Consider the following 25,208-nt stretch of genomic DNA (forward strand, 5'->3'; position numbering starts at 1 on the left):
CGTGAGTGATCTGTTCGATACCGGGGCGGCAGAACCCGCCGCTTCTCCTCATCGGCCTCTGGCTGACCGGTTGCGGCCTCGATCCCTGGCCGAGGTGATCGGGCAGGAGCAGGTGCTGGGCCCCGAGGCCCCTCTGGGTGTCATGCTGGCGGCAGGCAGTTTGTCCAGCCTGATGTTCTGGGGTCCGCCCGGAGTTGGAAAGACCACGATTGCACGGCTGTTGGCACAGGAAACCGATCTGCATTTCGTTCAGATCAGTGCGATCTTTACCGGTGTGCCGGATCTGAAGAAAGTCTTCGAGGCCGCGAAGATACGCCGCCAGAACGGACAGGGCACCTTGTTGTTCGTGGACGAGATTCACCGCTTCAACAAGGCTCAGCAAGATGGGTTTCTGCCCCATATGGAAGACGGGACAATCCTGTTGGTCGGCGCAACCACCGAGAACCCGTCATTCGAACTGAATGCCGCTGTGCTCAGCCGGTCGCAGGTGCTGGTGCTGGAACGGCTGAGCCTTGCCGATCTGGAGCGTCTGACCCAGCGAGCTGAGAAAGAGTTGGGCCACGCGTTGCCATTGACGCCTGCCGCCCGCGATGCGTTGCAAGAGATGGCCGATGGCGACGGTCGGGCTTTGCTGAACCTGATCGAACAGGTTTCGGCGTGGAAGGTGGATGCGCCGCTGGGCCCCGATGCGCTGTCTACGCGTTTGATGCGGCGGGCTGCAAAATACGACAAGTCTGGTGATGAGCATTACAACCTGATCTCGGCCCTGCACAAATCGGTGCGCGGATCTGACCCCGATGCGGCCTTGTATTGGTTCGCGCGCATGCTGACCGGGGGCGAAGATCCACGGTATCTTGCGCGCAGGATCACACGCATGGCGGTCGAGGACATAGGCCTGGCCGATCCGCAGGCGCAGGCCATTTGTTTGCAATCGTGGGAAACCTACGAACGTCTGGGTTCACCCGAGGGCGAGTTGGCGCTTGCTCAGGCGCTGGTCTATCTTGCCCTGGCGCCAAAATCCAACGGCGCCTATGTCGGCTACAAGGCGGCAATGCGGCTGGCCAAGCAATCCGGCAGCGAGCCACCGCCCAAGCATATCCTGAACGCGCCGACCTCTTTGATGAAGGATCAGGGTTACGGCGCGGGTTATGCCTATGACCACGATGCCGAGGACGGGTTTTCCGGTCAGAACTACTTCCCCGAGACGATGAAACGCCCGGTTTTGTATCAGCCGGTCGAGCGCGGTTTCGAGCGTGAGCTGAAGAAACGCCTCGATTATTTTGCCAAGCTGCGGACACAGCGGAACAGCGAGTAACGCAGGGTCAGTCGTAAAGGTTCCGCGGCGTCACAGGCGACAGGATTGAAATTGGACGCTTCCCTTGGGTCAACGCTTGCAGGGGAGGACTTGATATGCCGGTTTCAATCGAAAAATCCGAAGATGTCTGGACCGTCATTCACGACAGGCCGGATGCGCGGAACGCCGTTGATACGGAACATGCCGAGGCTCTGGTCGAGGCATTTCTGAGTTTCGAGGCCAGTTCGGCCAAGGCTGCGGTATTCTGGGGCAAAGGTGGCAATTTCTGTGCAGGGTGGGATCTGAAACTTGCCGCATCGCTGGCCGATCCCGAACGGCGCGAGGCGTATTTCGACAAACATGGCTTTCCCATCGGTTCGGCCCCGTCAACGCTGGGGCCCATGGGGCCGTCGCGGCTGGAGCTTTCGAAACCTGTCATTGGCGCGATAGAAGGCGCGGCAGTGGCCGGAGGAATGGAGCTTGCCTTGTGGTGCGATATCCGGGTCATGGCGGAAACGGCTTACTTGGGTGTGTTTTGCCGCCGCTGGGGGATTACCCTGATGGATGGTGGTTCGGTCAGGTTGCCGCGTCTGGTGGGGCAGGGCAAAGCATTGGAGATTGCTCTGACCGGTCGCAAGGTCGAGGCGGAGGAGTGTTACAGGATTGGGCTGGCGGAAAAGGTCGTTCCGCATGGCGCAGCACGAAAGGCGGCTGAAGACATGGCACATGATATCGCCCGTTTCCCGCAAGAGGCCGTTCGGGCAGACCGCCGGTCGATCATCGAAACCCGTGGAATGCCGGTTCGTGACGCGCTGAAGGTTGAATGGGCCAACGGGTTGGATGCCATTCGCCGCGAAGGAACCGCTGGTGCGGCCCGTTTTCGGGATGGAGCGGGGCGGCACGGCGACTTCTCGAACATCTGAGATCCAGAGCCTGATACCTTGACTCTTGCCGCGTTGCGCGCGACAGACGCCCATGATTTCTGGGACACGGATAAACACGCAATCCGGGCGGATCACCCGCGCGGAAAAAGGGGTAATGGCATGAGTGGCGTGCAGATGATTACAGTCGCCGAAGGGGATGGGGACCAGCGCGTGGATCGCTGGCTGCGCCGCCTGTTTCCGCATGTCAGCCAGGGGCGCATTGAAAAGATGTGCCGCAAGGGAGAATTGCGTGTTGATGGTGGCCGTGCCAAGGCCTCGACCCGGTTGGAGGCAGGGCAGGTTGTTCGCGTGCCGCCTTTGCCGGACGCTGATCACAAACCGGCTGAGGTCAAGCATCACATCTCGGATGCGGATGCCAAGATGATCCAGTCCTGCGTGATCTACCGCGACGATCACATTCTGGCGCTGAACAAGCCGCATGGTCTGCCGGTGCAGGGCGGCAGCGGGCAGACAAGGCATGTTGACAGCCTGTCCGAAGCGCTGCGGTTCGGCTATGACGAGAACCCTCGGCTGGTTCATCGATTGGACAAGGACACCTCAGGTGTTCTGCTGCTGGCCCGCACGCGTGAGGCCGCCAAGGGTCTGACGGCCGCCTTCCGTCATCGTGATACGCGCAAGATCTACTGGGCGCTGGTTGCCGGTGTTCCAACGCCGTACCTGGGTGAGATCAAGACCGGCCTTGTCAAGGCGCCCGGTCATGGCAAGCACGGCGAGGGTGAAAAGATGATCCCCGTGCATATGAACGAAATTGACAGCACTCCGGGCGCAAAACGCGCGCATACGCATTATGCAACACTCTATCGAGTTGCCGGCCGCGCCGCCTGGGTCGCGATGGAGCCGATCACCGGACGTACGCACCAATTGAGGGCGCATATGGCCGCAATCGGACATCCGATTATCGGCGACGGAAAATACGGCGGTTCGGGTCAGGAAAACCTTGGCGACGGATGGGGCGCGCAACTGGGTGGGATCATCAGCAAAAAGCTGCATCTGCACGCACGGCGACTGTCCTTCCTGCATCCGGTGACGCGGAAACCAGTGACCGTGACGGCGCCCTTGCCCGAGCATATGAAGCATAGCTGGGACACGTTCGGATGGAGCGAGGATCTGGCGGCTGACGACCCGTTTGAGGCGCTGCAATGAGCGCACCCTTGCGGCTGGTCCTGTTCGACGTCGACGGCACTCTGGTCGACAGTCAGGGCAGTATCGTTCATTGCATGACCGCCAGCTTTCAGGCCGCCTCCGTGCCGGTTCCGACGCGAAAGGCGATCCTGTCCATCGTCGGCTTGTCGCTGCCGCATGCCATCGCCCGGTTGGCGCCGGAACAGCCTCTTTCGGTACAGAACGATCTGGTCGATGGGTATAAAGAGGCCTATCACGCCCATCGTCATGAATTGGGCGCGGCAAGTTCGCCGCTGTACCCCGGTGCGCGCGAGGCGATTGAAGCGTTGCATGCCGTGCCCGAAGTGCTTCTTGGCGTGGCAACCGGCAAGTCGCAGCGCGGGTTGGACGCATTGATCGAAGCCCACGGGCTGGAACCGTATTTCGTGACCCGGCAGGTCGCGGATCACCACCCGTCAAAGCCGCATCCGTCCATGGTGCAGACCGCATTGGCGGAAACCGGGGTCGATCCGGCCTGCGCAGTGATGATCGGCGACACGAGCTTTGACATGGATATGGCCGCGGCCGCCGGTGTTCGCGGTATCGGCGTCACCTGGGGCTATCACGACCGATCGGCTCTGACCGCAGCTTCTTGCATTATCGAAACCTTTGACCAGTTGCCCAATGCGCTGGCTGGGATGTGGAATTGAAAGATGAGTGACTGGAAACCGAAACGCTTCTGGAAGGACAGCACCGTTGTCGCGGTTGATGGCGGCTTCACCGTCGAACTGGATGGCCGCAGGGTCAAAACACCCGCCAAGGCAGACCTGATCCTGCCAACCCGCCCCATGGCCGAAGCGGTGGCAGGGGAATGGGACGCGCAGGAAAAAGAAGTTGATCCTGCCGTGATGCCGTTCACCCGTTCTGCAAATGCAGCGATTGACAAAGTCCGCATCCAGCACGGGGAAGTAGCCGACATGCTGGCCGATTACGGCGATTCCGATTTGTTGTGTTATCGCGCAACCCACCCGCAGGAGTTGCAGGATCGTCAGAGCGCCGAATGGGATCCCGCCCTGGATTGGGCCGAGACCGCGCTGTCTGCCCGTCTGGTTCCGGTTGCGGGCGTCCTGCATCAACCGCAGCCGGAATCCGCCCTGGCGACATTGCGTTCTCGGGTGCACGGGCTGGATGCGTTCCAACTGGCCGCTTTTCACGATCTTGTCAGTTTGTCGGGGTCATTGATTCTTGGCTTTGCGGCCGCCATGAATTGGCGCAATCCGGACGAAATATGGCGCATTTCAAGATTGGATGAAACCTGGCAAATTGAACAATGGGGCCATGACGAAGAAGCCCATCAGGTTGCCGAGGCCAAGAAAGCAGCCTTTATGCATGCCAAACGCTTCTTTGAATTATCGGTTTGATCCTAAATTCCGGTTTTTTGAGCAAATCTGTAAACAGCTTGGGGCCTGATCCATCGATTTCGATGATCCGGCCCTTGACGTTTGTTTATGAATACGCCCAAACTCAGTGCCACTAAAGGGGAGACACCTTTGGGGTAACCTATCCGGCATCCACTTGCCGGGCAGAGCCGTCTCGGACGAGGCGGAAAATCAGGAAGAGGTAAAAATGAAAAAATCCGTAATCTTGGGCGCGGCAACGATTGCCGGTCTTGCTGCTGGCGCAGCCATGGCAGGGACCGTTGACGACGTTAAAGCACGCGGCAAGCTGAATTGTGGTGTGACCACCGGTCTGGTTGGTTTTGCTGCGCCCGACGCAAATGGCGAATGGCAAGGCTTTGACGTATCGCTGTGCCGCGCCGTTGCTGCTGCCGTTCTGGGTGACGCCAACGCCGTTGAATTCGTTCCGACCACTGGTAAGACACGTTTTACCGCTCTGGCCTCGGGCGAGATCGACATGCTGGCAAGAAACACCACCTGGACCTTCAGCCGCGACGTCGACCTGAAGTTCGAATTCACCGGTGTGAACTATTATGACGGTCAGGGCTTCATGGTTCCCAAGGCGCTGGGCGTCAGCTCGGCCAAGGAACTGGACGGCGCCCGTGTCTGCATCCAGACCGGTACCACCACCGAGCTGAACCTGGCCGATTTCTTCCGTGCCAACAACATCAGCTACGAGCCGGTTCCGATCGAAACCAACGCCGAAGCGCAGCAGCAGTACCTGGCTGGTGCATGTGACGTTTACACCACCGATGCATCGGGCCTGGCCGCAACCCGCGCCACCTTCGAAGCGCCGGACGAGCACATCCTGCTGCCCGAAATCATCTCGAAAGAGCCGCTGGGCCCGTTGGTCCGTCATGGCGACCACGAGTGGGGCGACGTTGTCCGCTGGACCCTGAACGCACTGATTTCGGCTGAAGAGCTGGGCGTGACCTCGGCAAATATCGACGAACTGAGCGCTGGCACCGACAACCCGGAAATCAACCGCCTGCTGGGTACAGAAGGCACTCTGGGTGAAATGCTGGGTCTGGACGCCGACTGGGCGGCCAAAGCGATCAAAGCTGGCGGCAACTATGGTGAAATCTTCGCCAAGAACATCGGTGAAGAAACACCGATCGGCCTGGCGCGCGGCCTGAACGCACAGTGGACCGAAGGCGGCCTGCTGTACTCGCCGCCGTTCCGTTAAGGCATCAATGGAAGAGGGCGCGGGGCAACCTGCGCCCTCTTCTACAATAAATTGCTGCGGGCAGATGCAGAGCGGGGAAAACCTCGCCGAAATGAAACAGCTCGCAAGCCACGGGGATCCCAAAATATGTCGACTATGACTGACCCACCGAAAGCTGATTTTCGGTTGTCTATGCTCATAAACGATACCCGCTATCGCTCTCTTACATTTCAGGTGATTGCGGCCATCGTCATTGCGCTTTCCATCTGGTATCTGGGCAACAACCTGATCCAGAACCTCAGGGCCGCAGGGCTCAATATTTCCTATGCTTTCCTCGGCGATTCCGCCGGGTACGACATCAACCAGCGTCTTGTTGAATATGACAGTCAGTCATCGCATGCACGCGCGGCACTTGTCGGATTGCTGAACACTTTGCTCGTGGCCTTCCTGGCCTGTATCACCGCAACGGTTTTCGGTGTGATCGCGGGTGTTCTGAGACTGTCGAACAACTGGCTCGTGTCGAAGCTGATGGCCGTGTACGTCGAGATCTTCCGGAACATCCCGGTTCTGATCTGGATCATCATCATCTTCACGATCATGACGGCCGTGCTGCCGGCGCCCAGCGCGTTCCGGGGGGAAAACCCGACGTCTTCAATGCTGTTTGGGTCCTTTGCCTTTACCAATCGAGGCATTTATTTTCCCCGTCCCGAGTTCGCCAATGGCCTGTTTGCATCGACAGCCCTGAACTGGTTGCTGGTCATCGCCGTCCTGATCGGATCGTGGTTCGTCAGTGGCGAAGTCGAAAAACGCGCGACCAAGAAGCAGGAGGAAACTGGCGAGCGCCCCGCGACGCTGTTGCCGAAACTGGCAATCTGGCTGGTGCCTTTTGTGCTGTTGATGATCATCATGGGCCTGACCTGGGATGTCCCCGAGCTGAAGCGCTTTAACTTCAGCGGTGGACTGAATGCCGGTGGTCCTCTGATTGCGCTGTGGTTTGCCCTGTCGATCTATACCGGTGCCTTTATCGCAGAAAACGTGCGTGCGGGCATTCAGGCGATCAGCAAAGGTCAGACCGAGGCGGCCGCCGCGTTGGGCCTGCGTCAGGGACGGATCATGAAACTGGTCATCCTGCCCCAGGCATTGCGGGTCATCATCCCGCCGCTGATCTCGCAGTATCTGAACATCACCAAGAACTCGTCTCTTGCGATTGCCGTTGGCTACGCGGATATCACCGCAACACTGGGTGGTATTACCCTGAACCAGACCGGCCGGGCGATTGAATGCGTTCTGCTGCTGATGTTGTTCTACCTCACGGCCTCGCTGCTGATTTCGACGGGGATGAACATCTACAACGCTTCCGTCAAGCTGAAGGAGCGCTGAGCCATGAGTGATCAAGCAACAAACCCGATCGCCTTCGTGGCCGAAGGCACCATCCCACCCTCGCCGCCGCCGGCAAATGAGACCGGCGTCGTCAAATGGCTGCGCGAGAATCTGTTTTCAGGGGTCGTCAACTCGATCCTGACAGTTCTGTCGCTGATCCTGATCTACATTCTTCTCAAGAATACCTTGCCATGGATTCTGAACGGAGTGTGGAATGCCAACTCGCTCGCGGAATGCCGCGAGATTCTGGGGGACAAGACCGGAGCCTGTTTCGCGGTTCTGACGGAACGCTGGCCGCAGCTGATCTATGGGTTCAAGTACCCCGTCGATGCCTATTGGCGGCCGAACCTGGCCTTTGTGCTGATGCTGGTGGCGATTGCGCCGGTGCTGTTCTTTGACTTGCCTCGCAAGATGCTGTTGTTCACTGCGGTCTATCCCTTCCTGGCTTTCTGGCTGATCTGGGGTGGCACGATCCTCGTGCCTCTGGTTGCGCTTGTTGGCTGCATAGCCGCTGGTGGTGTCTTCCAGAAGCTAGGCAACAACAACTTTGCCGCCGGGTTCTTCGGAGCGATTGTGACGGCACTGGTCATCTGGAACGTCGGAGGGGCCCTCATCCCCGAAGGCGCATCAGAGAATGCGTGGCTGACGGCCGTTCCCAGCCGTGACCTGGGCGGTTTCATGCTGAACATGATGCTGGGTGTAACCTGTGTGTCGCTGTCGGTACCACTTGGGATCGCACTGGCCTTGGGGCGACAGTCGAACATGCCGCTGATCAAGTGGGTCTGCGTCATCTTCATCGAGTTCATCCGCGGCGTGCCTCTGATCACGCTGCTGTTCGTGGCTTCGGTGATGCTGGCCTATTTCTTCCCGCCTGACAGCACGGTCGACCTGTTCCTGCGCGTTGTGATCATGATCACCATGTTCTCGTCCGCCTATATCGCCGAGGTGATCCGCGGCGGTCTGGCAGCGCTTCCGCGCGGGCAGTACGAGGCGGCAGACAGCTTGGGCCTTGATTATCCGCAGGCGATGCGGCTGATCATCCTGCCGCAGGCGCTGAAGATCTCGATCCCCGGGATCGTGAACGTGGCGGTGGGCCTGTTCAAGGATACGACACTGGTTTCGGTCATTTCGATGTTCGATCTGGTGGGCATGATCCGGGGACCAATCCTGGCGTCGACCGAATGGAACGGCGTCTACTGGGAGCTTCTGGGCTTTGCCGCGCTTCTGTTCTTCGTCGTCTGTTACGGCATCTCTCAATATTCTCAGTGGCTCGAGCGTCGCCTTGCCACAGATCATCGTTAAGGAGTTCAACACATGTCTGAACTTGCAATCGACCGCGAAATCGACCGCTCCAAGATGCAGGTGAGCGACGAGGTCGCCATCGAAATCAACAGCATGAACAAGTGGTACGGGTCCTTCCACGTGCTGCGCGACATCAATCTGACCGTCAATCAGGGCGAGCGGATCGTGATCGCGGGCCCGTCGGGTTCGGGCAAATCCACCCTGATCCGCTGCCTGAACGCGCTGGAAGAACACCAGCAAGGCAAGATCGTGGTGGACGGTATCGAGCTGTCGAATGACCTGAAGAACATCGACAAGATTCGCTCCGAGGTCGGAATGGTGTTCCAGCACTTCAACCTGTTCCCGCACCTGACCATTCTGGAAAACTGTACGCTGGCCCCAATCTGGGTTCGCAAGACGCCCAAGAAAGAGGCTGAAGAGCGTGCAATGCACTTCCTGGAAAAGGTCAAAATCCCGGAACAGGCTGACAAGTTTCCCGGTCAGCTTTCCGGTGGTCAGCAGCAGCGTGTGGCGATCGCCCGCTCGCTCTGCATGATGCCACGGATCATGTTGTTCGATGAACCGACATCGGCGCTGGACCCCGAGATGATCAAAGAGGTGCTCGACACCATGATCGAACTGGCCGAGGAAGGCATGACCATGCTGTGTGTGACGCACGAGATGGGCTTTGCCCGTCAGGTCGCCAACCGCGTGATCTTCATGGATGCCGGTCAGATCGTGGAACAGAACGAACCCGAAGAGTTCTTCAACAACCCGCAAAGCGAGCGGACCAAACTGTTCCTGAGCCAGATTCTGGGTCACTGACCCCTTTGATTGAGACACGGCGGGGGCCAGGTCACTAACCCGCTGCTAAATATCGAGATGAGCGAGCCGCGCCTAAATGGCGGCTCGCTTTTTTTGGGGGCCTCAGAGGTTTGGTAAACACCTGATGATTTTAGGCTGACGGAACCTCGGTGATTTGATCGGTCGTGTTGCCAGACAAAAGAGTTTTCGCTCAAACCCGATCAAGCCCAGTTTACAAAAGTTTGCCTACTTGAGCTTCCAGGTGTTTTTCATCGGTTGTCCGCCTTCGTATATTCGGAATTCGTTTGAACCGATCCGTTCAATGCTCCAACACTTCTGGCCCCAATCCCCTTGTTCACACCATTGGTCATCTTTGACGAACCAGTCTCCGGAATATTTGTCCTTTCCGTTCCAAAGGCCATTGAGTTTGCCATTCTTCTTACGTGTCGCCTTGCTGTAGGCTTGCACCCACGGGGTCTTTCCGTCGTTGTTGGAAATGCCTGACAACTGGTTGCCGGGTATTGTGGCAAGAAGCTCTTCTTGCGTCATGAATTCCTGTGCAAATGACATTGTTGGCGCCATGGCCCCAAAGGCCGCGGCAGCCACTACCCCGCATATGACAGGGCGCACATTTTTCAGCTGAAAGATACGAAACCCGTAAGACATGAAGCAAATCCTTTCCAGTAAATCTATAATCGTAGTAATAATTCCCGCAATGAAATGCTGCGAGTGCTCAACGGCCAGATAATAGCATAGAGCCTATTAATCACCAAAATCCCGACCAGAAGGCATACGGTGGACGCAATTCAGATCCCCCACAGGGAGGTTGCGCGCAGTTGTCAAAGACGGGTGATCTTGGCCGTCATTGGCACAAAAGATCGGAAATTGGTGTGAAGGCAATCGAATTCTTAGCCTGAATGTGCTGCAAAACCGAGGCCGCCGATCCGCCTTTTTCTATTCGATCAACTCACGCGGGATGGTGAACCCCAGCAACGTCCCGGTTTGCCATCGGACCTCGGCCCAGCTGTTTATGTCGAATGACATGACGGTTGTTGCACAGGTTGGATAATCGAAAAAGCGTGTATGATTTGGCGGTTGCCGCACCAGACGGTTGGCGAAATCGGCAATCCCGGGATTGTGGCCCAGCATCAATACCGCCAGTTCCGTAGCACCTGAAAGTTCCCGCAGCATGACCTTTGGATCAGCGTGGTAGAGCGCGCTGTGAAAGCTGACTTTATCGGCCTGCAAACCCATGCGATCCCATGTCTCGCGGGTGCGGGTTGATGTAGAGCTCAGGACTTCATCCGGCAACCAGCCGTGGTGACGCAACCAAGCAGCGATGGCCAGGGCCGACTTTCGTCCACGCTTGTTCAGCGGGCGGTCATGATCGCCAAGACCCGGGCTATCCCAGCTGGATTTCGCATGGCGTGTCAGGATCAGAATTCGGGTCATGACGGATGAAAGGCTTTCATGTGATGGGCTGATTGTTCCGGGTCGCGTCCTGCGCCCGCGCTCAGGGGGCAGGCAAGGCGGGCCAGACACCCGCCCACCATACAGGTTTGACCTTCAGCGGTGCCCAGATGGTCGTGGCATGCATCGACGTCATAGAACTCCTGCGCGTTCAGCGCGCTGACCGGGCAGGTCGTCGTGCAAGGTGCGGCGCAGCTTTCGCAAGGCGACACGCCGGAAGGGGCCGGGATGGCGAACTCTGCGGCAAAATGCAGTGCGCCCCGATAGGAAATCATCATCCCAACGGTATCATGCACCAATGCCCCGACCGGGCTGCTGAACGTCCGCCCTGATTTGAGCGCCCAGTCAATGAATGGCGTGTACGGACGGCCACCGAACGGGAAATACGCCTGTGCGCCCAGCCTTTCGGCCATCTGACCGACGACCCTTTGCGACCATCGGTCAACGGGGTCGGCGTGGTGCCATTCCGGTGAGGCCTTCAGTACGGGCCAGAAATCCGGCCCGGCCCCCAACAGGATCAGCGTACCGGTTTCGAGGTCTTTGGCTGCAACATGGCGAGGATGCAGCGCGCCCATGACCAACAAACCAGCATCACGGGCGGCGTTTTCAACCTGTTCATAAGGCGTCGCGTCAGGATCAGAGGAAGGCTGTGCAAGATGTGTCATGTCTCCTCCTCCTCTCTTGCGGGGATCAGTCCGGGCGTATCAGCGACCCGGCCCCATGTTCGGTGAACAGCTCCAGCAGCACGGCATTGGGTGCGCGCCCATCAAGTATGACGACGGCCCGAACGCCGCTGTGCAGGGCGTCCAGCGCGGTTTCTGTCTTGGGTATCATACCGCCTGCAATGGTGCCTTCGCGGGTCATTTCCCTTATCTGACCGGCCTTGAGTTCGGTCACGACCTCGCCCGCCGCGTTCTTGACACCGGAAACATCCGTCAGCAGCAACAGACGGTCTGCCTTGAGCGCAGAAGCGATTGCCCCGGCTGCCGTGTCGCCATTGACGTTGAATGTTTCACCGTCGCGGCCTGCACCAAGCGGGGCAATGACCGGGATTACGTCATGTGAAAACAGATCATGCAGGATCTTCGGATTCATCTCGGCCGGGGTGCCGACAAAACCCAGCGACGCATCCGTCTGATCACAGACCATCAGGCCTGCGTCCTTGCCGGACAGGCCTACGGCTGATCCGCCCTGATCATTGATCGCCTGTACGATGCGCTTGTTCACGAGCCCGGACAGAACCATTTCGACCACTTCAACCGTGGCCTTGTCGGTCACTCGCTTGCCGTTCACGAATTCGGATTGAATGTCCAACTTGCCCAGCATTGCATTGATCATCGGACCACCGCCGTGGACGACCACCGGGTTCACACCCACCTGGCGCATCAGAACCACGTCCCGGGCAAAGCTTTCCATCGCCTCGTCGCTGCCCATGGCGTGTCCGCCAAGTTTGATGACGACGATGGCTCCGTCATAGCGCTGTAGATAGGGCAGGGCGCTGTTGAGTGTGGCTGCGGTGGCGATCCAGTCCCGGTTCATATCTCGTGTCTTCATAGCTAAAGTCCTTCTGGAAAACCGTGTTAGGACCTTTGCCCCACGCTGCCAAGGGCGAAGCTATTCCAGATGCGCAATGATGGACCGCAGGGTCGCGATGCCGTCACCTTTTTCGGAAGAGGTAAGCACGATTTCCGGAAAAGCCGCGGGATGTTGGGACAGCGCGGCCCGGGTTTGTTCCAGAACCTTTTCACGATCCTTGGCTTTGACCTTGTCTGCCTTGGTCAGAACGCATTGAAATGTCACGGCGCTGGTGTCCAGCAACTTCATGATTTCGTCATCGACCGGTTTTACCCCGTGGCGCGAGTCGATCAGGACAAAGGCGCGGCGCAGTGTCTGGCGCCCGCTGAGATATTGTTTCAGCAGCTTCTGCCACTTCTCAACCACTTTTACCGGGGCGTTTGCATAGCCATAGCCCGGCAGGTCCACGAGATAGAGTTCAGGGCCTTGGGTGAAAAAGTTGATCTCTTGCGTGCGGCCAGGCGTGTTGGATGCGCGGGCCAGACCCTTCGTGCCGGTCAAGGCATTGATCAGGCTGGATTTGCCCACGTTCGAACGCCCCGCAAAACAGACTTCCAACCGGTCAGGGGCGGGAAGGCCATTCATGGCGACAACGCCTTTGACGAACTCGGACGGGCCTGCAAACAGTTTGCGGCCTCGCTCCTGGGCGAATTCATCCGGGTCTTCGGCCAGGGGGAAGGGAAGCGTGGTCATAGCACCTGCACCTCATCGTTGACGCGGATTTCGCCACCCTGGACGACCTCGGCGTAAACGCCGAAATCCTGATGGTCCCAACTGTTCAGGGCGCGCAGGGTGTCTGCGTCCCTCTCACCGGTTTCGGGATTGGCGGTGGTGGCCATACATCGCGTGATCCGTTCGCGGACGCGAAGCACGGCCTCGCCAATGCGCACGTCACGACCCAGCCAGTCAAACTCATCCCATAACGGCAGACCTTCGAACCAGATATTGCCGCGCCATCGAACAATGGACAGAGTCCGGTCCAGTTTCTGTTCGACTGCGCGATGCGATGCCATGTTGCACAGGCTGATCGATGGAAAGTCGCTGTCCGTCATACCGCGCCCCGGAACCCGAACGATCCGGGCAGATGCGGCCCGGTCCGCCGGCATAAGTGGCTTTACCCAGTCCAGAAAAGCCTCTTGTTCGGTGTCCGGCGCAAAACCGAGATCCGGTCGCTGCGGGTGGCGCAATGTAACCCGGTCGCCCTGCAATTCGGCCGAAATGGCCATCAACTGAGGCGCTTTTGAACCGCGGCTGAAATTGAAACAGGGTGCCCATTCCGAACCATCGGTTTTGGCGGCCTCATGTGCGACCGCCCAAACGCGATCCCCGGGCATGGTCTGCCCGGGGATGAGTGTGACTTGGCTCAGGGCTTCTCGCCCATGGCTTTTGATCGGGTGGCGCCAAAGGCTTGAGACCGTTCCGCTCATTTGTTGTCCGTTTTTGGCGTCCGCTTGAAACCGGACTTTATGTTTCCGAATACATCCGGCTTATAGCCCTGGCTGCGCATGATCAGATATTGCTGCGTGAACGTGATCGTGTTGTTCGCGATCCAGTACACGACCAGACCACTGGCGAAACCACCCAGCATGAACATGAAGACCCAAGGCATCCAGGCAAAGATCATGGCCTGCGTCGGATCGGTTGGCGCCGGGTTCAGTTTCTGCTGCAACCACATCGAAATACCCAGCAGCAGCGGCAGAATACCGATGAAGATCAGCGCCATCAGGCTTTCGGGTGCAGGTGCGGCCCAAGGCAGCAAGCCAAAGAAGTTGAAGATCGACGTCGGATCCGGCGCGCTCAGGTCCTGGAACGGGCCGAACCATGGGGCCTGACGCAGTTCGATCGTCACGAAAATCACCTTGTACAGCGAGAAGAAGATCGGAATCTGCAACAGAATTGGCAAGCAGCCTGCGGCAGGGTTCACCTTTTCCTTTTTGTACAGCTCCATCATACCCTGCTGCATTTTCTGGCGATCATCGCCTGCGGCTTCTTTCAGGGCTTCCATTTGCGGCTGCAATTCCTTCATCTTCGCCATCGAGACGTAGGACTTGAAGGCAAGCGGGAACAGGATGGCCTTGATGATCAGCGTCAGGCCGATGATAGACCAGCCCATGTTTCCAATCAGGGCATTGATGTTGTGCAGCAGCCAGAAGATCGGCTTGGTCAGGAAGTAGAACCAACCCCAGTCGATGCTGTCGATGAACTTCTGAACACCTTCTGCCTGATACTCCCGGATGGTTTCCCACTCCTTGGCACCGGCGAACAGTCTGGTCGTGACCTCTTCCGTCGTACCGGGCGCGACTGTCAGCGTCGGCAGAACCGTTTCCGTCTGGTAGATCTTGCGACGTGAATCGTATTTGGCAGCGGCCTTGAACGCTGCACCCTCGGCCGGGATCAGGGTGGTCATCCAGTAGTGATCCGTGAACCCGATCCAGCCGCCTTCTTTGACCTGATAGACCTCGGCCTGTGCGCGTTCATTGGGGTCGATATCGAAATCGCGCACATCGCCATAGTCGATCTCATCCAGAACGCCGTCAGCCATGACCATGACGCCTTCGTGAAGAATGAAGAAGTTCTTCAGGCCCGGCAGGTCACCGTCTTCGCCCATGCCGTTGCGGGCCAGAATGCCGTAGGGGGCCATGCCGACCTCGGCGTCCGTGGTGTTCTCGACCGACTGGGTGACCGAGAACATATAGTCTTCATCCACGGCAATGGTGCGGCGGAAGGTGAGGCCGTTTCCATTGTCCCAGGCCAGCGTGATCGGAGTGTCAACACCCAGAGTTTCGCCCTGCTCAAGCGTCCAAAGAGTGTTCGGGCCGGGAACGTCCGTGACCGACAGGCCCGCGCCGGGGGCCCAGCCATAAAGCGCATAATAGGCCGAGTCACTTCCAACCGGGGACAGAAGTTCGACGATCGGAGAATCCTCCGCCAGTGAAACCTTGTAATCCTTCAGCGACAACTCATCAATTCGGCCACCGGCAAGCGACAGGCTGCCCGTCAGGCGGGGTGTGTCGATGCTGACGCGGGGCGCCTCGGGTTCGGCTTCGGCTTCAGTGGCGCTTGCGGTTGCTTCGCCGACCGTACCGGTATCAGCGGCGCTGGGCGTCTGAACCTCATTCCCTTCGATGCTGGCGATTTCAGCCTGTTCCGTGGTTGGTGTGGGTTCCGGCGGGGGGAACAGCACGAACCAGACCAGGATCACGAGAAAGCTGAGCGCGGTTGCGAGGATGAGATTCTTGTTCTGATCGTCCATCTGGGACAGCCACCTTGAGCAGTGAAAGACACCCGCAGGGTTCAACAGAGTGCAGGCCCAAAGGTCAAGCGGAATCGCTCGTCATTTCGTCACGGATTGGTCTTCTGTGGCGCAGTTTCCGGTTCTTCAGCCGGTTTGCCGCCCGATTTTGGGCATTCCGTCGATCTTGTTGCGATGAGACGTGATCCAGCCCTTGGTTTTTTCGAAAGGCATGGGCTTGCCGATGCCAAACCCCTGTACATGGTCACATCCCAATTGCGCCATCAAGGCGTGCTCCCCGGGTGTCTCGACCCCTTCAGCAAGGGATTCCAGGTTCAGCCGTTCTGCCATGGTCAGAATTGCGCTGGCCAACTGCTGCTGGCTTGGGTCCTGATCCGCCTTTGTCACGAAAGAGCGGTCGATTTTGATCCGGGACACGTTGAACCGCTTGATTGACGCGATCGAGGCATGCCCTGTGCCGAAATCGTCCAGATCGATACAGCACCCCATCGCGGCCAAGCTCGTGACATTGCGGGTGATTACGTCATCCGGCCCTCTGGAAAACACGGTTTCCAATACTTCGACCGCCAATCTGTCCGGGGTCAGATCGTATTGATCCAATTCCCATTTCAGGCGGTCGATCAGCCCCGGGTCGCGCAACTCGTCCGACGAGAAGTTGATGCCGATGCGTGGTACGGTCAGACCGGCGCGATCCCATTCACGCATTGCGCAAAAAGCGTGATGCCGCATCGCCTGCCCCAGTTTGCCCATCAACTCGGCCTGTTCGGCAAAGGGCAGAAAGACGTTGGGGCCCAGCACTCCTTTTTTCGGGTGTTCCCAGCGGGCCAGAGCCTCGAACCCGGACACGCGTCCGGTATCCGTCGAGATCTGCGGTTGAAACCATGGTCGAATTTCACCGCTTTCCAGTGCCGCATCAAATTCCTTGCGCAGATTGGTTCTGACCTGAGCCCGGCGACGTGTTTCGGACGAAAAGGCACGAATCGTCGATGGCCCGTTTTGATGTGCTTCTTGCAGCGCGTTGTTTGCAGCGTTGCACCAGTCCGTCGCGGTGCCGTCGGGGACATTGCTGCTGAGGCAGAAACCGATGGAGCAGGACATGTAAACTCCGGTTCCGTTCAGCATGATGGGGTCTTCGACCGCGGATTGCATTCGTCCCGACATCTGAATGCAGGTTTCCAGATCAAGCTGTTGCGCCGGGTGCAGAACAACCATCATCTTGTTTCCATCGATCCGGGTCGCGGAGTCACTGGCGCGGATCATGGACATGACACGAGAGCAGAATTGCTGTGCCACATGGTTCGCTGCTGCTTGGCCATGCAGATCGAGCATTTGCATATAGTCGTCCAGGATCACAGCGAAACAGGCCGACGTTTCACCGCTGCGGCGACTATCCGAGAGCACCTCTGCCAGAACGGTTTCGAACTGGTAATTCGGCAGCAGGCCACCATGTTGCCGTTTCCTGTCTGCCGGGTTGGGGGCCATTGCGCCTATACCGGCAATCATCAGGGGCAAGCCCAGGGCCACCGCGACCAAAGCGCGTTCACCGCCAAGCCAGAACGCCCCCAGGCTTGTTGCCGGAACAAAGGCAAGAACGGCTGGGCCGTATGCCACGTTTCTCAAAGCTTCAAAAATACGGTCGACGAAAGGATGATTCCACATCGGGTCCTGACCTTGGGCATGAATGGTATGCCGAGCCTAGGAAACCAGTCTGAGTCAGTCGTTAACGCAGAAGCGGTATTTCTTCCAAATTTTCCGCTTTTTCGTCGGAGTTTACGGAAAGATTAACAAAATCAAAGAGTTTCGCATCCAGAAGGTGCGACGGGCGTGCATTTGTTAACGCGCGAAACATAACCTGACGCCGACCCGGACTGTTCGATTCCCATTGATCGAGAATCTGTTTGACCTGCTGCCGTTGCAACCCGTCCTGACTGCCGCACAAATCGCAGGGGATGATCGGATACTGCATGGCCTTGGCAAATTTCTCGCAGTCGGCTTCGGCGACGTGGGCAAGCGGGCGAAAGACAAAAAGATCTCCCTCTTCGTTCACCAGTTTCGGTGGCATGGTGGCCAGACGGCCTCCGTGGAAGAGGTTCATGAAAAACGTTTCGAGAATATCGTCGCGGTGGTGGCCCAGCACGACGGCGGAACAGCCTTCTTCCCGGGCAATGCGATACAGGTTGCCGCGGCGCAGTCGCGAGCACAGGGCGCAATATGTTCGGCCCTGCGGGACCTTGTCCATCACAACAGAGTATGTGTCCTGATACTCGATCCTGTGTGGCACGCCCATGCGGTCCAGAAACTCTGGCAGGACCGTTGCTGGAAATCCGGGTTGTCCCTGATCCAGATTGCAAGCCAGAAGATCGACAGGCAGCAATCCGCGCCATTTGAGTTCGTAGAGGACGGCCAGCAGCGTATAACTGTCCTTGCCGCCCGACAGGCAGACAAGCCAACGCGGCGGTTTGCCGTCCTTGTCATGGGCGGACGGGTCAACCATCCCGTATTGTTCGATCGCTTCGCGGGTCTGGCGCACGATGCGTTTGCGCAGTTTCTTGAACTCGGTGCTCGAGGGCGCGCCGGCAAAGAGCGGGTGGATATCGTCTGCATCATCAAACATGCGCTGCCCCTACAGCAGATGGCGCAACCGGGCAAGTGGCGGGTCAGCCAAGCCGCGCCAGCAGGGCGCCAGTATCCAACCCGGCTACTGCTCCGGGAATGTGGCCGCTGTCACCGGAAAGACGTGTGGCAACAAAGCCGTCAGCCACAGCGCCGGGCGCATGGCGCAGCAATTGCGAGGCTGTCAGCAGCAGAGCCGTACGTTCAGCGTACCAGCGCGCTTCGGCCTCGGGCGGAAGACCGGGCCAGCGGCTGCGATGCGCGGTCAGAGCTGCGTCATACTTTCTGTCCGTGCCTCTCACCGCATCCAATTCGGCCCCCAGAACCTCGGCGGCCAGCGGCTCACGCGTCAGGGTGCGCAGGGTATCGAGGCAGATCACGTTGCCTGACCCCTCCCAGATGCTGTTCAGGGGCGCTTCACGGTAGATCAGGGGCAAGGGCGTGTCTTCGACGTACCCCATGCCGCCCAGCACTTCCATCGCCTCGACGACGACGACCGGGCAGCGCTTGTTGTTCAAAAACTTGGCCAATGCGACACTGATCCGGGCAAAGGCCTTGTCTTCGGGTGTCTGGCCGTCAAATGCCTGCGCCACACGCATTCCCAGGGTCACAGCGCCTTCCCAGTCCAGAACAAGGTCGGACAGGACCGCTCGCATCAGCGGTTGATCAATCAATCGGCGCTGAAATGCGCTGCGGTGTTCCACCCAATGATGCGCTTCGCTGAGCGCGGCACGCATCAGCCCGGCCGGTGCCATGGCTGTATCAAGCCGCGTGTGGTGCACCATTTCCAGTATGGTGCGCACGCCCGCGCCTTCTTCGCCCAACTGATAGGCCAGCGCGTCATGATACTCGATTTCCGAAGATGCGTTGGATTTGTTGCCCAGCTTGTCCTTCAGACGCATCAGGTGGATCGCATTGCGTTCGCCCTCGAGCCAGCGGGGCACCAGAAAACAGGTCAACCCGCCGGGCGCCTGCGCCAGTGTCAGGAACCCATCCGACATTGGCGCGGAACAGAACCACTTGTGCCCGCGCAAGCGCCAGTGATCCCCGTCGCGTGCCGCAATGGTCGTATTGGCGCGTATGTCCGAACCGCCCTGTTTCTCGGTCATCGCCATCCCTAGCGTCGCGCTGGTCTTTTGACCGATCGGTTCCTTCGAAGGATCATAGTGGCGGGCCATGAGTTTTGGCTGCCAGAGCGAGGCAATGTGTTCATTGGCGGCCAGTGCAGGGATTGCTGCATAGGTCATGGTCATCGGGCAGCAATGCCCGGGTTCGACCTGTCCGGCCAAATAGACCATCGCCGCATGGGTCGCGTGCCCGCCGGGCTGTTCATCCCAGGCCAGTGCGGCATAGCCCGCCGATTGGCTGATCTGCATCATCTGATGATAGGCCGGGTGAAAGCGCACCTCGTCCAGGCGCCTGCCGCCTGGATCGAACAGCCGCAGCTCTGGCGGATGCCGGTTGGCTTCCCGACCCATTTCCCGCGTTTCTTCGGTTCCGAGTGTTTTGCCATATGCCGCCAGTTCCGAAGCGCGCGCGCCCGCTGTCTTTGCTGCGTCTTGCAGGACCGGATCGGACAGCCAAAGATCGGTGCCGCCGCGCGCGGGCGGTTGGTTCAGGACATCGTGGGTTGGCAGGGTATCGCGCGCTGGGGATTTCATCGGGACCTCGGGTTGTGCAGGTCCAACTGTTCAGGCGCGGCACTTGCCGGTCAAGTCTGACGGGGGGTCAGGACGAAGGGTCGTTATGCTTGTCGTCAGGTACCGGATCGTATCCGTCGCCGCCCCAAGGGTGGCAACGGCAAATCCGATGAGCGGCCAGGAAGGATCCTTTGACCGCACCGTGTTTCTCCAGCGCCTCAAGCGCATAGGCGGAGCAGGTGGGTTGGTAGCGACAGTTGAAACCGACCCATGGGCTGAAGATCAGCCGATACGCCCGAACAGGCAGGGCGACGATATGGGACAGGAAGGTCATTTTTCGGCCGCATGCACCTTGCGGAGCGCATAGCGCAGGTCGTCCAACAGTGCGTCATAGGGGCGGTTGGCGGTAATTTCGGCGCGGCCGATCAGGACGTAATCCCACCCGTCGCGGCCGGCTTCGGGCAACACGGCCCGTGCGGCTTCGCGCAGACGGCGCTTGGCGCGGTTGCGGGCCACGGCATTGCCCACTTTTTTCGAGCAGGTGAAGCCCACGCGAATCCCGTTGCCCTCGCTGGGCGCGCGCTTGCGGGCCTGAACCATCATCGAAGACGTGCCTTGTCGGCGGGCACGCGCCGCTTTCAGAAAGTCGGACCGTTTCTTGAGAACGGTCAGGGGTGCAGATGCACAAACGGACGCCGCCGGGGGCTTGTTCCCGGGGTGGTTCCTACCAACCTCAGGGGCCTCCGGCGGCGTCATGTTCATAACCTGATCGGTGAGCGGTTTACGCGCTCAGTGATTTGCGGCCGCGTGCGCGACGTGCATTCAGGATCTTGCGGCCGGCCTTTGTGGCCATGCGCGCGCGGAAACCGTGGCGGCGTTTGCGAACCAGGTTCGAAGGCTGATAGGTGCGTTTCATCGCTCCGTCTCCAATCTATGCGGTCGGGTGCGGCGCGGATTCGCCTGCCCGTGGTGTTCGAAGCCCGTCCTCTACTGCCAAGCGGGGGGTAAGTCAAACCCCAACGGCCAAGTTTTCGCAGCTTTTGCAACAATTCTGTAACCGGCAACGGCAAAAGGTTTCAAAATACCCGTTTATCGCCGAAATCCCTCACATTCGGTGCCACACAGATCAAGGCCCCGTGATCCCCCTGTTGCTGGCCCGTCAGTCAGCGCATCTTGGGCACAAGATGAAGCACAAAGAACCGGAAAATCTGATGTCCGACACAAGCCAGGCGCCGCGCAACGGTGTCGCGCGCCACATTCCGCTGCTTGTAATCCTGTGCGTTGCCGTTGTCGGCTTTTTCACGCTTGGGGATTACCTGACTTTCGAGACCTTGCGGGACAATCGCGAGGCGCTTCTGGCGTGGCGGGACGGTCACTATTGGATCATGGCTGCCGCTTTTGTCGCCATTTATATCGTCATAGTGGCCTTTTCACTGCCCGGTGCCGCAGTGGCTTCGATGACGGGCGGTTTTCTTTTCGGTCTTTTTGCGGGAACCGTTTTCAATGTCGTGTCCGCCACCATCGGTGCGTCGGCGATCTTTCTGGCGGCGCGCTGGGGCTTGGGCGAAGCCCTGACGTCGCGCCTGGAATCATCAGAAGGCACGGTCAGGAAACTGAAGGACGGTCTGCGGGAAAACGAAATCTCGGTGTTGTTTCTGCTGCGGCTGGTGCCGGTGGTGCCGTTCTTTGTTGCAAATCTGCTGCCGGCTTTGGTTGGTGTGAAGTTCCGCAATTTTCTTTTGACGACCGCGCTGGGCATCATCCCCGGAGGTATCGTGTACACTTGGATCGGGGTCGGCTTGGGTGGTGTATTCGACCGTGGGGAAACGCCTGATGTTTCGTTGCTGTGGGAACCGTTCGTGATCGGGCCGATTATCGGGTTGTGTATATTGGCCGCCTTGCCCATCGTTTTCAAAGCACTGCGCGCGAAAAGAGGCACCTGAACCATGAAAGAGTTGAAAACCGATCTCCTGGTCATTGGCGCCGGGTCCGGAGGATTGTCCGTCGCCGCGGGTGCCAGCCAGATGGGTGCGGATGTTGTCCTGCTGGAAGGGCACAAGATGGGTGGGGATTGCCTGAATTTCGGCTGTGTCCCGTCGAAGGCGCTGATCGCAAGTGGCAAAGCGGCCCACGCTCAGGCGCATTCCGTTCGTTTTGGCGTCGCTGATACAATCCCTCAGGTCGACTACGCCGCTGTAAAGGATCATGTTCATGATGTGATCGCACAGATCGAACCGATGGACAGTCAGCAGCGGTTCGAAGCCTTCGGCGTGAAGGTCATCCGCGAATACGGCACGTTCATATCCCCTGAAAAGGTGCAGGCCGGGGATCATGTCATCTGTGCACGTCGCATCGTCATCGCGACCGGTTCATCACCGCTGGTGCCGCCGATTCCGGGGTTGGACACGGTGCCCTATTATACGAACGAAACCATCTTTGACTTGAGAGAGCGGCCAGATCACCTGCTGATCATCGGGGGCGGACCGATCGGGATGGAGATGGCGCAGGCCCATATACGCCTCGGCAGCAAGGTGACGGTCGTCGAAGGGCTCAAAGCCTTGGGCAAAGACGATCCCGAGGCTGCCTCCGTGGTGCTGGATACCCTGCGCAGTGAAGGCGTGGACATCCGGGAAAACGCCATGATCGCGCAGGTGCGCGGAACAGAGGGCGCTGTGGAGGTCGTTGCCGAAAACGGTGAAACTCACCGGGGCTCTCATCTTTTGATCGCCGTCGGTCGCAAAGCCAATATCGAGCGTCTGAATCTGGAGGCAGCCGGAATTGAACGCACGAAAACCGGCATCATGACGGATGACGCGCTGCGCACGACCAATCGCCGCGTCTATGCGATCGGAGATGTGGCCGGTGGCCTGCACTTCACCCATGTTGCAGGGTATCATGCAGGTGTCATCATTCGCTCGGCCCTGTTCGGTCTGCCGTCCAGGGCGAAAACGGAACATATTCCTTGGGCCACCTATACGGACCCGGAGCTGGCCCAGATAGGACTGACCGAAGCTCAGGCCCGCGAGGTGCATGGTAAAAAGCTCGAAATCGCCCGCTTTGACTATCTCCACAATGACCGGGCGATTGCCAAGCGCAAAACCAAAGGCTTCGTCAAGGTCATGGTCGTGAAAGGCCGACCCGTCGGCGCCACAATCGTCGGGCATCAGGCGGGTGAGTTGATCAACTTGTGGTCGTTGGCTTTGGCCAATAACCTGAAGATGGGGCAGATCGCTGCCATGGTTTCACCCTATCCGACGATCGGAGAGCTTAACAAACGTGTGGCGGGTGCTTATTTCTCGCCAAGGCTGTTTGAGAATCAGACAGTTAAACGAGTGGTCAGGTTCGTCCAGCGCTGGATTCCCTGACCTGAGGAGGGGCGCAAATTGAACTCGCTGTCGGGCCGATTTCTGATCCTGACGACGGTCTTCGTCATGTTGGCCGAGGTTCTGATCTTTGTCCCGTCGATCGCCCGGTTCCGCGAGGATTTTCTGCTGAACAGGCTCGAACGCGCGCAGATTGCCTCGCTGGCTTTGCTGGCGGACGACATGCTTGCCGAAGACCTTGAGGCGGAACTGCTGGCAAACGCAGGCGTCTACAATGTCGTATTGCGACGGGATGAGGTTCGGCAACTGATGCTGTCGTCGCCGATTCCCGATCCAATCGCCGGCACGTTCGATTTGCGGGATGCAAGCCCCTGGGTTCTGATCCGGGATGCGATCAGCCGCTTTCTCAAACCTGAAAACGAAGTCATCCGGGTCATCGGAGAACCGGTCAAGGGGGCAGGCCTTCTGATCGAAGTCACCATGGACAGCATGCCGTTGCGAACGGCGATGATTGACTACGGGTTGCGTATTCTCGGTCTGTCCTTTGTGATCTCCATCATCACGGCGTTTTTTCTGTTTCTCGCCGTACGCGTCGTACTTGTGCGGCCCATCAAAAGCGTCGTCGGCTACATGCAGCGCTATGCCAGTGCGCCAGAGGACGCGCGTGGCATAATCTCGCCGAATTCGAAGGTGACGGAGCTGCGAGAGGCCGAGGAGGCACTGAAGATGCTGCAAACGGACTTGACCCAGGCGCTCAAACAGCGGGAAAGGCTGGCGCAGCTTGGGGGGGCCGTCGCCAAAGTCAGCCATGACTTGCGCAATATCCTGACGTCGGCGCAGCTGTTTACCGACCGGATCGAGGCCAGCGATGATCCGCTGGTGCGGCGGATGGCGCCGAAACTGGTGAATTCCATCACCCGGGCCGTGTCTCTTTGTGAAAGCACATTGGCCTTTGGCCGCGCGGAAGAGCCCGCGCCCACTCTGACTATGGTTCCGATCCGTGCAATCGCGGCGGATGTCGCGGCCAGCGAACAACTCGCCGTCGCCGATGCTTGCGTCGAGATCGTGAACGAAGTGCCGGACGCGCTTGTGGCCCGCGCCGACCCCGAACAATTGTACCGCGTCATCATGAACCTCGTGCGCAACGCGAGACAGGCTCTGGTTGCCTCCGGAAAACCTGGCCGGGTTACCATTGCGGGGTGTGAAAACGACGATGCTTGGTGCATCGAAATCCGCGACACGGGGCCGGGTCTTCCCCCCAAGGCGCGCGAAAACCTGTTCACGCCTTTCCAAGGTGGGGTCCGAAAGGGTGGCTCGGGTCTTGGGCTGGCAATCTCGCAGGAGCTGGTGCGCGGCCATGGCGGGGATCTGGTTTTGAAAGTGACCGGACCCGAGGGAACAGTCTTTGAAATCAGCCTTCCGCGCGGGGACATGACTTTTTGATTTTTTTTTGAAGAATCGGCTTGCACGTCTCGGGCAGCAGGTCTAAACACCGCCTCACCAACGCGGACCGATAGCTCAGCTGGATAGAGTACTTGACTACGAATCAAGGGGTCGGGGGTTCGAATCCTCCTCGGTCCGCCACTTTCCTTTGAATTCATTGGAAAAAATGGCGGTTTTTACCAGCTACCCGCCAACATACCCGCCAAAGTGGTGGCTAGTTTCGAATGGCCTGTAGACATCGACGGATTGATACCGGGAAATAACTCGTCAGTTCAAACTGACTATGAGTTACCTGATCGGGTTCAGCCAAATATTCTATCCGTTTACTGTTTTTTGCTGGGCGACAGACTTCCATACAAGTTCTAAGTTAACTCCTAGGCTCAGGATGCATTGATTTTAGCTGCGCTGCGTGACTCACGGCTCCCAGAACGGAGCGGAGACATGAGCGATCTTTATTGACGAACC

Annotated in this window: 25 protein-coding genes and 1 tRNA gene; 13 read left to right on the forward strand and 13 right to left on the reverse strand. The window is 58.7% G+C overall.

All coding sequences use genetic code 11. The annotated features are described in order from the left end of the window. The first annotated feature begins 1 nt into the window (after window position 1). The 9 genes from ACR0A2_RS21460 to ACR0A2_RS21500 all read left to right on the forward strand — a co-directional run bounded on the left by ACR0A2_RS21460 (window position 2) and on the right by ACR0A2_RS21500 (window position 9,447). Entirely contained in the window at window positions 2-1,315 is a 1,314-nt protein-coding gene (locus ACR0A2_RS21460; RefSeq protein WP_480837199.1) for a replication-associated recombination protein A, read from the forward strand. A 95-nt stretch (window positions 1,316-1,410) separates the two neighbouring features. Beyond that, window positions 1,411-2,217: a crotonase/enoyl-CoA hydratase family protein gene (locus ACR0A2_RS21465; protein WP_480837201.1), complete on the forward strand. Its 807-nt coding sequence runs from the start codon at window positions 1,411-1,413 to the stop codon at window positions 2,215-2,217. A gap of 120 nt (window positions 2,218-2,337) precedes the next feature. Further along, on the forward strand, window positions 2,338-3,381 hold the full coding sequence (locus ACR0A2_RS21470; protein ID WP_480837203.1) for an RluA family pseudouridine synthase: 1,044 nt from the start codon (window positions 2,338-2,340) through the stop codon (window positions 3,379-3,381). Further along, window positions 3,378-4,049, forward strand: a complete 672-nt coding sequence (locus tag ACR0A2_RS21475; RefSeq protein ID WP_480837205.1) for an HAD-IA family hydrolase — start codon at window positions 3,378-3,380, stop codon at window positions 4,047-4,049. The genes ACR0A2_RS21470 and ACR0A2_RS21475 overlap by 4 nt, the downstream gene beginning before the upstream one ends. Before the next feature lie 3 nt (window positions 4,050-4,052). Next, window positions 4,053-4,760, forward strand: coding sequence for an ATP12 family chaperone protein (locus ACR0A2_RS21480; RefSeq protein WP_171171038.1), 708 nt, complete (start codon window positions 4,053-4,055; stop codon window positions 4,758-4,760). 205 nt (window positions 4,761-4,965) lie between these two features. Beyond that, entirely contained in the window at window positions 4,966-5,982 is a 1,017-nt protein-coding gene (locus tag ACR0A2_RS21485; RefSeq protein WP_152456916.1) for an amino acid ABC transporter substrate-binding protein, read from the forward strand. Between the two features lie 126 nt (window positions 5,983-6,108). Continuing rightward, complete coding sequence (locus ACR0A2_RS21490; protein WP_152456917.1) at window positions 6,109-7,341, forward strand: amino acid ABC transporter permease; 1,233 nt, start codon at window positions 6,109-6,111, stop codon at window positions 7,339-7,341. Between the two features lie 3 nt (window positions 7,342-7,344). Continuing rightward, complete coding sequence (locus ACR0A2_RS21495; RefSeq protein ID WP_152456918.1) at window positions 7,345-8,643, forward strand: amino acid ABC transporter permease; 1,299 nt, start codon at window positions 7,345-7,347, stop codon at window positions 8,641-8,643. Between the two features lie 12 nt (window positions 8,644-8,655). Then, a complete protein-coding gene (locus tag ACR0A2_RS21500) occupies window positions 8,656-9,447 on the forward strand; it encodes an amino acid ABC transporter ATP-binding protein (protein WP_152456919.1) in 792 nt (263 codons plus the stop codon). 225 nt (window positions 9,448-9,672) lie between these two features. Here ACR0A2_RS21500 and ACR0A2_RS21505 read toward each other — a convergent pair whose 3' ends face one another. The 13 genes from ACR0A2_RS21505 to rpmH all read right to left on the reverse strand — a co-directional run bounded on the left by ACR0A2_RS21505 (window position 9,673) and on the right by rpmH (window position 20,893). Next, window positions 9,673-10,092 carry a hypothetical protein gene (locus tag ACR0A2_RS21505; protein WP_480446732.1) on the reverse strand — a complete coding sequence of 140 codons (420 nt, stop codon included), beginning with the start codon at window positions 10,090-10,092 and terminating at the stop codon, window positions 9,673-9,675. 288 nt (window positions 10,093-10,380) lie between these two features. Beyond that, window positions 10,381-10,878: a SixA phosphatase family protein gene (locus ACR0A2_RS21510; protein ID WP_480619761.1), complete on the reverse strand. Its 498-nt coding sequence runs from the start codon at window positions 10,876-10,878 to the stop codon at window positions 10,381-10,383. Further along, the gene (locus ACR0A2_RS21515; protein ID WP_480837209.1) at window positions 10,875-11,561 is read right to left on the reverse strand and encodes a ferredoxin; all 687 of its coding nucleotides are present in this window, start codon (window positions 11,559-11,561) and stop codon (window positions 10,875-10,877) included. The genes ACR0A2_RS21510 and ACR0A2_RS21515 overlap by 4 nt, the downstream gene beginning before the upstream one ends. A 25-nt stretch (window positions 11,562-11,586) precedes the next feature. Then, window positions 11,587-12,450 (reverse strand): acetylglutamate kinase, encoded by an 864-nt coding sequence (gene argB / locus ACR0A2_RS21520; protein WP_480837211.1) that lies wholly within the window; start codon window positions 12,448-12,450, stop codon window positions 11,587-11,589. Between the two features lie 60 nt (window positions 12,451-12,510). Then, window positions 12,511-13,164: a ribosome biogenesis GTP-binding protein YihA/YsxC gene (yihA, locus tag ACR0A2_RS21525; RefSeq protein WP_480619767.1), complete on the reverse strand. Its 654-nt coding sequence runs from the start codon at window positions 13,162-13,164 to the stop codon at window positions 12,511-12,513. Beyond that, window positions 13,161-13,898 carry an MOSC domain-containing protein gene (locus ACR0A2_RS21530; protein ID WP_171363610.1) on the reverse strand — a complete coding sequence of 246 codons (738 nt, stop codon included), beginning with the start codon at window positions 13,896-13,898 and terminating at the stop codon, window positions 13,161-13,163. Before ACR0A2_RS21530 ends, yihA begins: the two co-directional genes overlap by 4 nt. Then, window positions 13,895-15,724 carry a membrane protein insertase YidC gene (gene yidC, locus ACR0A2_RS21535; protein WP_480837214.1) on the reverse strand — a complete coding sequence of 610 codons (1,830 nt, stop codon included), beginning with the start codon at window positions 15,722-15,724 and terminating at the stop codon, window positions 13,895-13,897. The genes ACR0A2_RS21530 and yidC overlap by 4 nt, the downstream gene beginning before the upstream one ends. A 126-nt stretch (window positions 15,725-15,850) precedes the next feature. Next, entirely contained in the window at window positions 15,851-17,383 is a 1,533-nt protein-coding gene (locus ACR0A2_RS21540) for a putative bifunctional diguanylate cyclase/phosphodiesterase (RefSeq protein ID WP_480837216.1), read from the reverse strand. Between the two features lie 61 nt (window positions 17,384-17,444). Then, complete coding sequence (ttcA, locus tag ACR0A2_RS21545; protein ID WP_480837218.1) at window positions 17,445-18,338, reverse strand: tRNA 2-thiocytidine(32) synthetase TtcA; 894 nt, start codon at window positions 18,336-18,338, stop codon at window positions 17,445-17,447. A 43-nt stretch (window positions 18,339-18,381) separates the two neighbouring features. Continuing rightward, entirely contained in the window at window positions 18,382-19,998 is a 1,617-nt protein-coding gene (locus ACR0A2_RS21550) for an acyl-CoA dehydrogenase family protein (protein WP_480837220.1), read from the reverse strand. 67 nt (window positions 19,999-20,065) lie between these two features. Then, window positions 20,066-20,311, reverse strand: a complete 246-nt coding sequence (yidD, locus tag ACR0A2_RS21555) for a membrane protein insertion efficiency factor YidD (protein WP_480837222.1) — start codon at window positions 20,309-20,311, stop codon at window positions 20,066-20,068. After that, complete coding sequence (gene rnpA / locus ACR0A2_RS21560; protein ID WP_480837224.1) at window positions 20,308-20,733, reverse strand: ribonuclease P protein component; 426 nt, start codon at window positions 20,731-20,733, stop codon at window positions 20,308-20,310. Before rnpA ends, yidD begins: the two co-directional genes overlap by 4 nt. A gap of 25 nt (window positions 20,734-20,758) precedes the next feature. Beyond that, a complete protein-coding gene (gene rpmH / locus ACR0A2_RS21565) occupies window positions 20,759-20,893 on the reverse strand; it encodes a 50S ribosomal protein L34 (RefSeq protein WP_005980833.1) in 135 nt (44 codons plus the stop codon). Window positions 20,894-21,188: 295 nt separating this feature from the next. Here rpmH and ACR0A2_RS21570 point away from each other — a divergent pair, with 295 nt between their 5' ends. The 4 genes from ACR0A2_RS21570 to ACR0A2_RS21585 all read left to right on the forward strand — a co-directional run bounded on the left by ACR0A2_RS21570 (window position 21,189) and on the right by ACR0A2_RS21585 (window position 24,884). Next, window positions 21,189-21,920: a TVP38/TMEM64 family protein gene (locus ACR0A2_RS21570; RefSeq protein ID WP_480837226.1), complete on the forward strand. Its 732-nt coding sequence runs from the start codon at window positions 21,189-21,191 to the stop codon at window positions 21,918-21,920. 3 nt (window positions 21,921-21,923) lie between these two features. After that, window positions 21,924-23,342 (forward strand): dihydrolipoyl dehydrogenase family protein, encoded by a 1,419-nt coding sequence (locus ACR0A2_RS21575; RefSeq protein WP_480837228.1) that lies wholly within the window; start codon window positions 21,924-21,926, stop codon window positions 23,340-23,342. Window positions 23,343-23,360: 18 nt separating this feature from the next. Beyond that, window positions 23,361-24,743 (forward strand): sensor histidine kinase, encoded by a 1,383-nt coding sequence (locus ACR0A2_RS21580; RefSeq protein WP_480837230.1) that lies wholly within the window; start codon window positions 23,361-23,363, stop codon window positions 24,741-24,743. A gap of 64 nt (window positions 24,744-24,807) precedes the next feature. Further along, window positions 24,808-24,884 (forward strand) — tRNA-Arg (locus ACR0A2_RS21585). Window positions 24,885-25,208 lie beyond the last annotated feature (324 nt).

It is taken from the genome of Ruegeria sp. H8 (genome assembly GCF_056532905.1).

What these genes read in the sequence shown, in the direction of transcription:
- ACR0A2_RS21495 (WP_152456918.1), top strand. Translation starts at nt 7,345, where the DNA reads ATGAGTGATCAAGCAACAAACCCGATCGCCTTCGTGGCCGAAGGCACC.
- ACR0A2_RS21465 (WP_480837201.1), top strand. Translation starts at nt 1,411, where the DNA reads ATGCCGGTTTCAATCGAAAAATCCGAAGATGTCTGGACCGTCATTCAC.
- ACR0A2_RS21570 (WP_480837226.1), top strand. Translation starts at nt 21,189, where the DNA reads ATGTCCGACACAAGCCAGGCGCCGCGCAACGGTGTCGCGCGCCACATT.
- ttcA (WP_480837218.1), bottom strand. Translation starts at nt 18,338, where the DNA reads ATGTTTGATGATGCAGACGATATCCACCCGCTCTTTGCCGGCGCGCCC.
- ACR0A2_RS21530 (WP_171363610.1), bottom strand. Translation starts at nt 13,898, where the DNA reads ATGAGCGGAACGGTCTCAAGCCTTTGGCGCCACCCGATCAAAAGCCAT.
- ACR0A2_RS21550 (WP_480837220.1), bottom strand. Translation starts at nt 19,998, where the DNA reads ATGAAATCCCCAGCGCGCGATACCCTGCCAACCCACGATGTCCTGAAC.
- rpmH (WP_005980833.1), bottom strand. Translation starts at nt 20,893, where the DNA reads ATGAAACGCACCTATCAGCCTTCGAACCTGGTTCGCAAACGCCGCCAC.
- yidC (WP_480837214.1), bottom strand. Translation starts at nt 15,724, where the DNA reads ATGGACGATCAGAACAAGAATCTCATCCTCGCAACCGCGCTCAGCTTT.
- ACR0A2_RS21490 (WP_152456917.1), top strand. Translation starts at nt 6,109, where the DNA reads ATGTCGACTATGACTGACCCACCGAAAGCTGATTTTCGGTTGTCTATG.
- ACR0A2_RS21480 (WP_171171038.1), top strand. Translation starts at nt 4,053, where the DNA reads ATGAGTGACTGGAAACCGAAACGCTTCTGGAAGGACAGCACCGTTGTC.
- ACR0A2_RS21515 (WP_480837209.1), bottom strand. Translation starts at nt 11,561, where the DNA reads ATGACACATCTTGCACAGCCTTCCTCTGATCCTGACGCGACGCCTTAT.
- argB (WP_480837211.1), bottom strand. Translation starts at nt 12,450, where the DNA reads ATGAAGACACGAGATATGAACCGGGACTGGATCGCCACCGCAGCCACA.
- ACR0A2_RS21510 (WP_480619761.1), bottom strand. Translation starts at nt 10,878, where the DNA reads ATGACCCGAATTCTGATCCTGACACGCCATGCGAAATCCAGCTGGGAT.
- ACR0A2_RS21575 (WP_480837228.1), top strand. Translation starts at nt 21,924, where the DNA reads ATGAAAGAGTTGAAAACCGATCTCCTGGTCATTGGCGCCGGGTCCGGA.
- yidD (WP_480837222.1), bottom strand. Translation starts at nt 20,311, where the DNA reads ATGACCTTCCTGTCCCATATCGTCGCCCTGCCTGTTCGGGCGTATCGG.
- ACR0A2_RS21475 (WP_480837205.1), top strand. Translation starts at nt 3,378, where the DNA reads ATGAGCGCACCCTTGCGGCTGGTCCTGTTCGACGTCGACGGCACTCTG.
- ACR0A2_RS21485 (WP_152456916.1), top strand. Translation starts at nt 4,966, where the DNA reads ATGAAAAAATCCGTAATCTTGGGCGCGGCAACGATTGCCGGTCTTGCT.
- ACR0A2_RS21500 (WP_152456919.1), top strand. Translation starts at nt 8,656, where the DNA reads ATGTCTGAACTTGCAATCGACCGCGAAATCGACCGCTCCAAGATGCAG.
- rnpA (WP_480837224.1), bottom strand. Translation starts at nt 20,733, where the DNA reads ATGACGCCGCCGGAGGCCCCTGAGGTTGGTAGGAACCACCCCGGGAAC.
- ACR0A2_RS21540 (WP_480837216.1), bottom strand. Translation starts at nt 17,383, where the DNA reads ATGTGGAATCATCCTTTCGTCGACCGTATTTTTGAAGCTTTGAGAAAC.
- ACR0A2_RS21505 (WP_480446732.1), bottom strand. Translation starts at nt 10,092, where the DNA reads ATGTCTTACGGGTTTCGTATCTTTCAGCTGAAAAATGTGCGCCCTGTC.
- ACR0A2_RS21470 (WP_480837203.1), top strand. Translation starts at nt 2,338, where the DNA reads ATGAGTGGCGTGCAGATGATTACAGTCGCCGAAGGGGATGGGGACCAG.
- yihA (WP_480619767.1), bottom strand. Translation starts at nt 13,164, where the DNA reads ATGACCACGCTTCCCTTCCCCCTGGCCGAAGACCCGGATGAATTCGCC.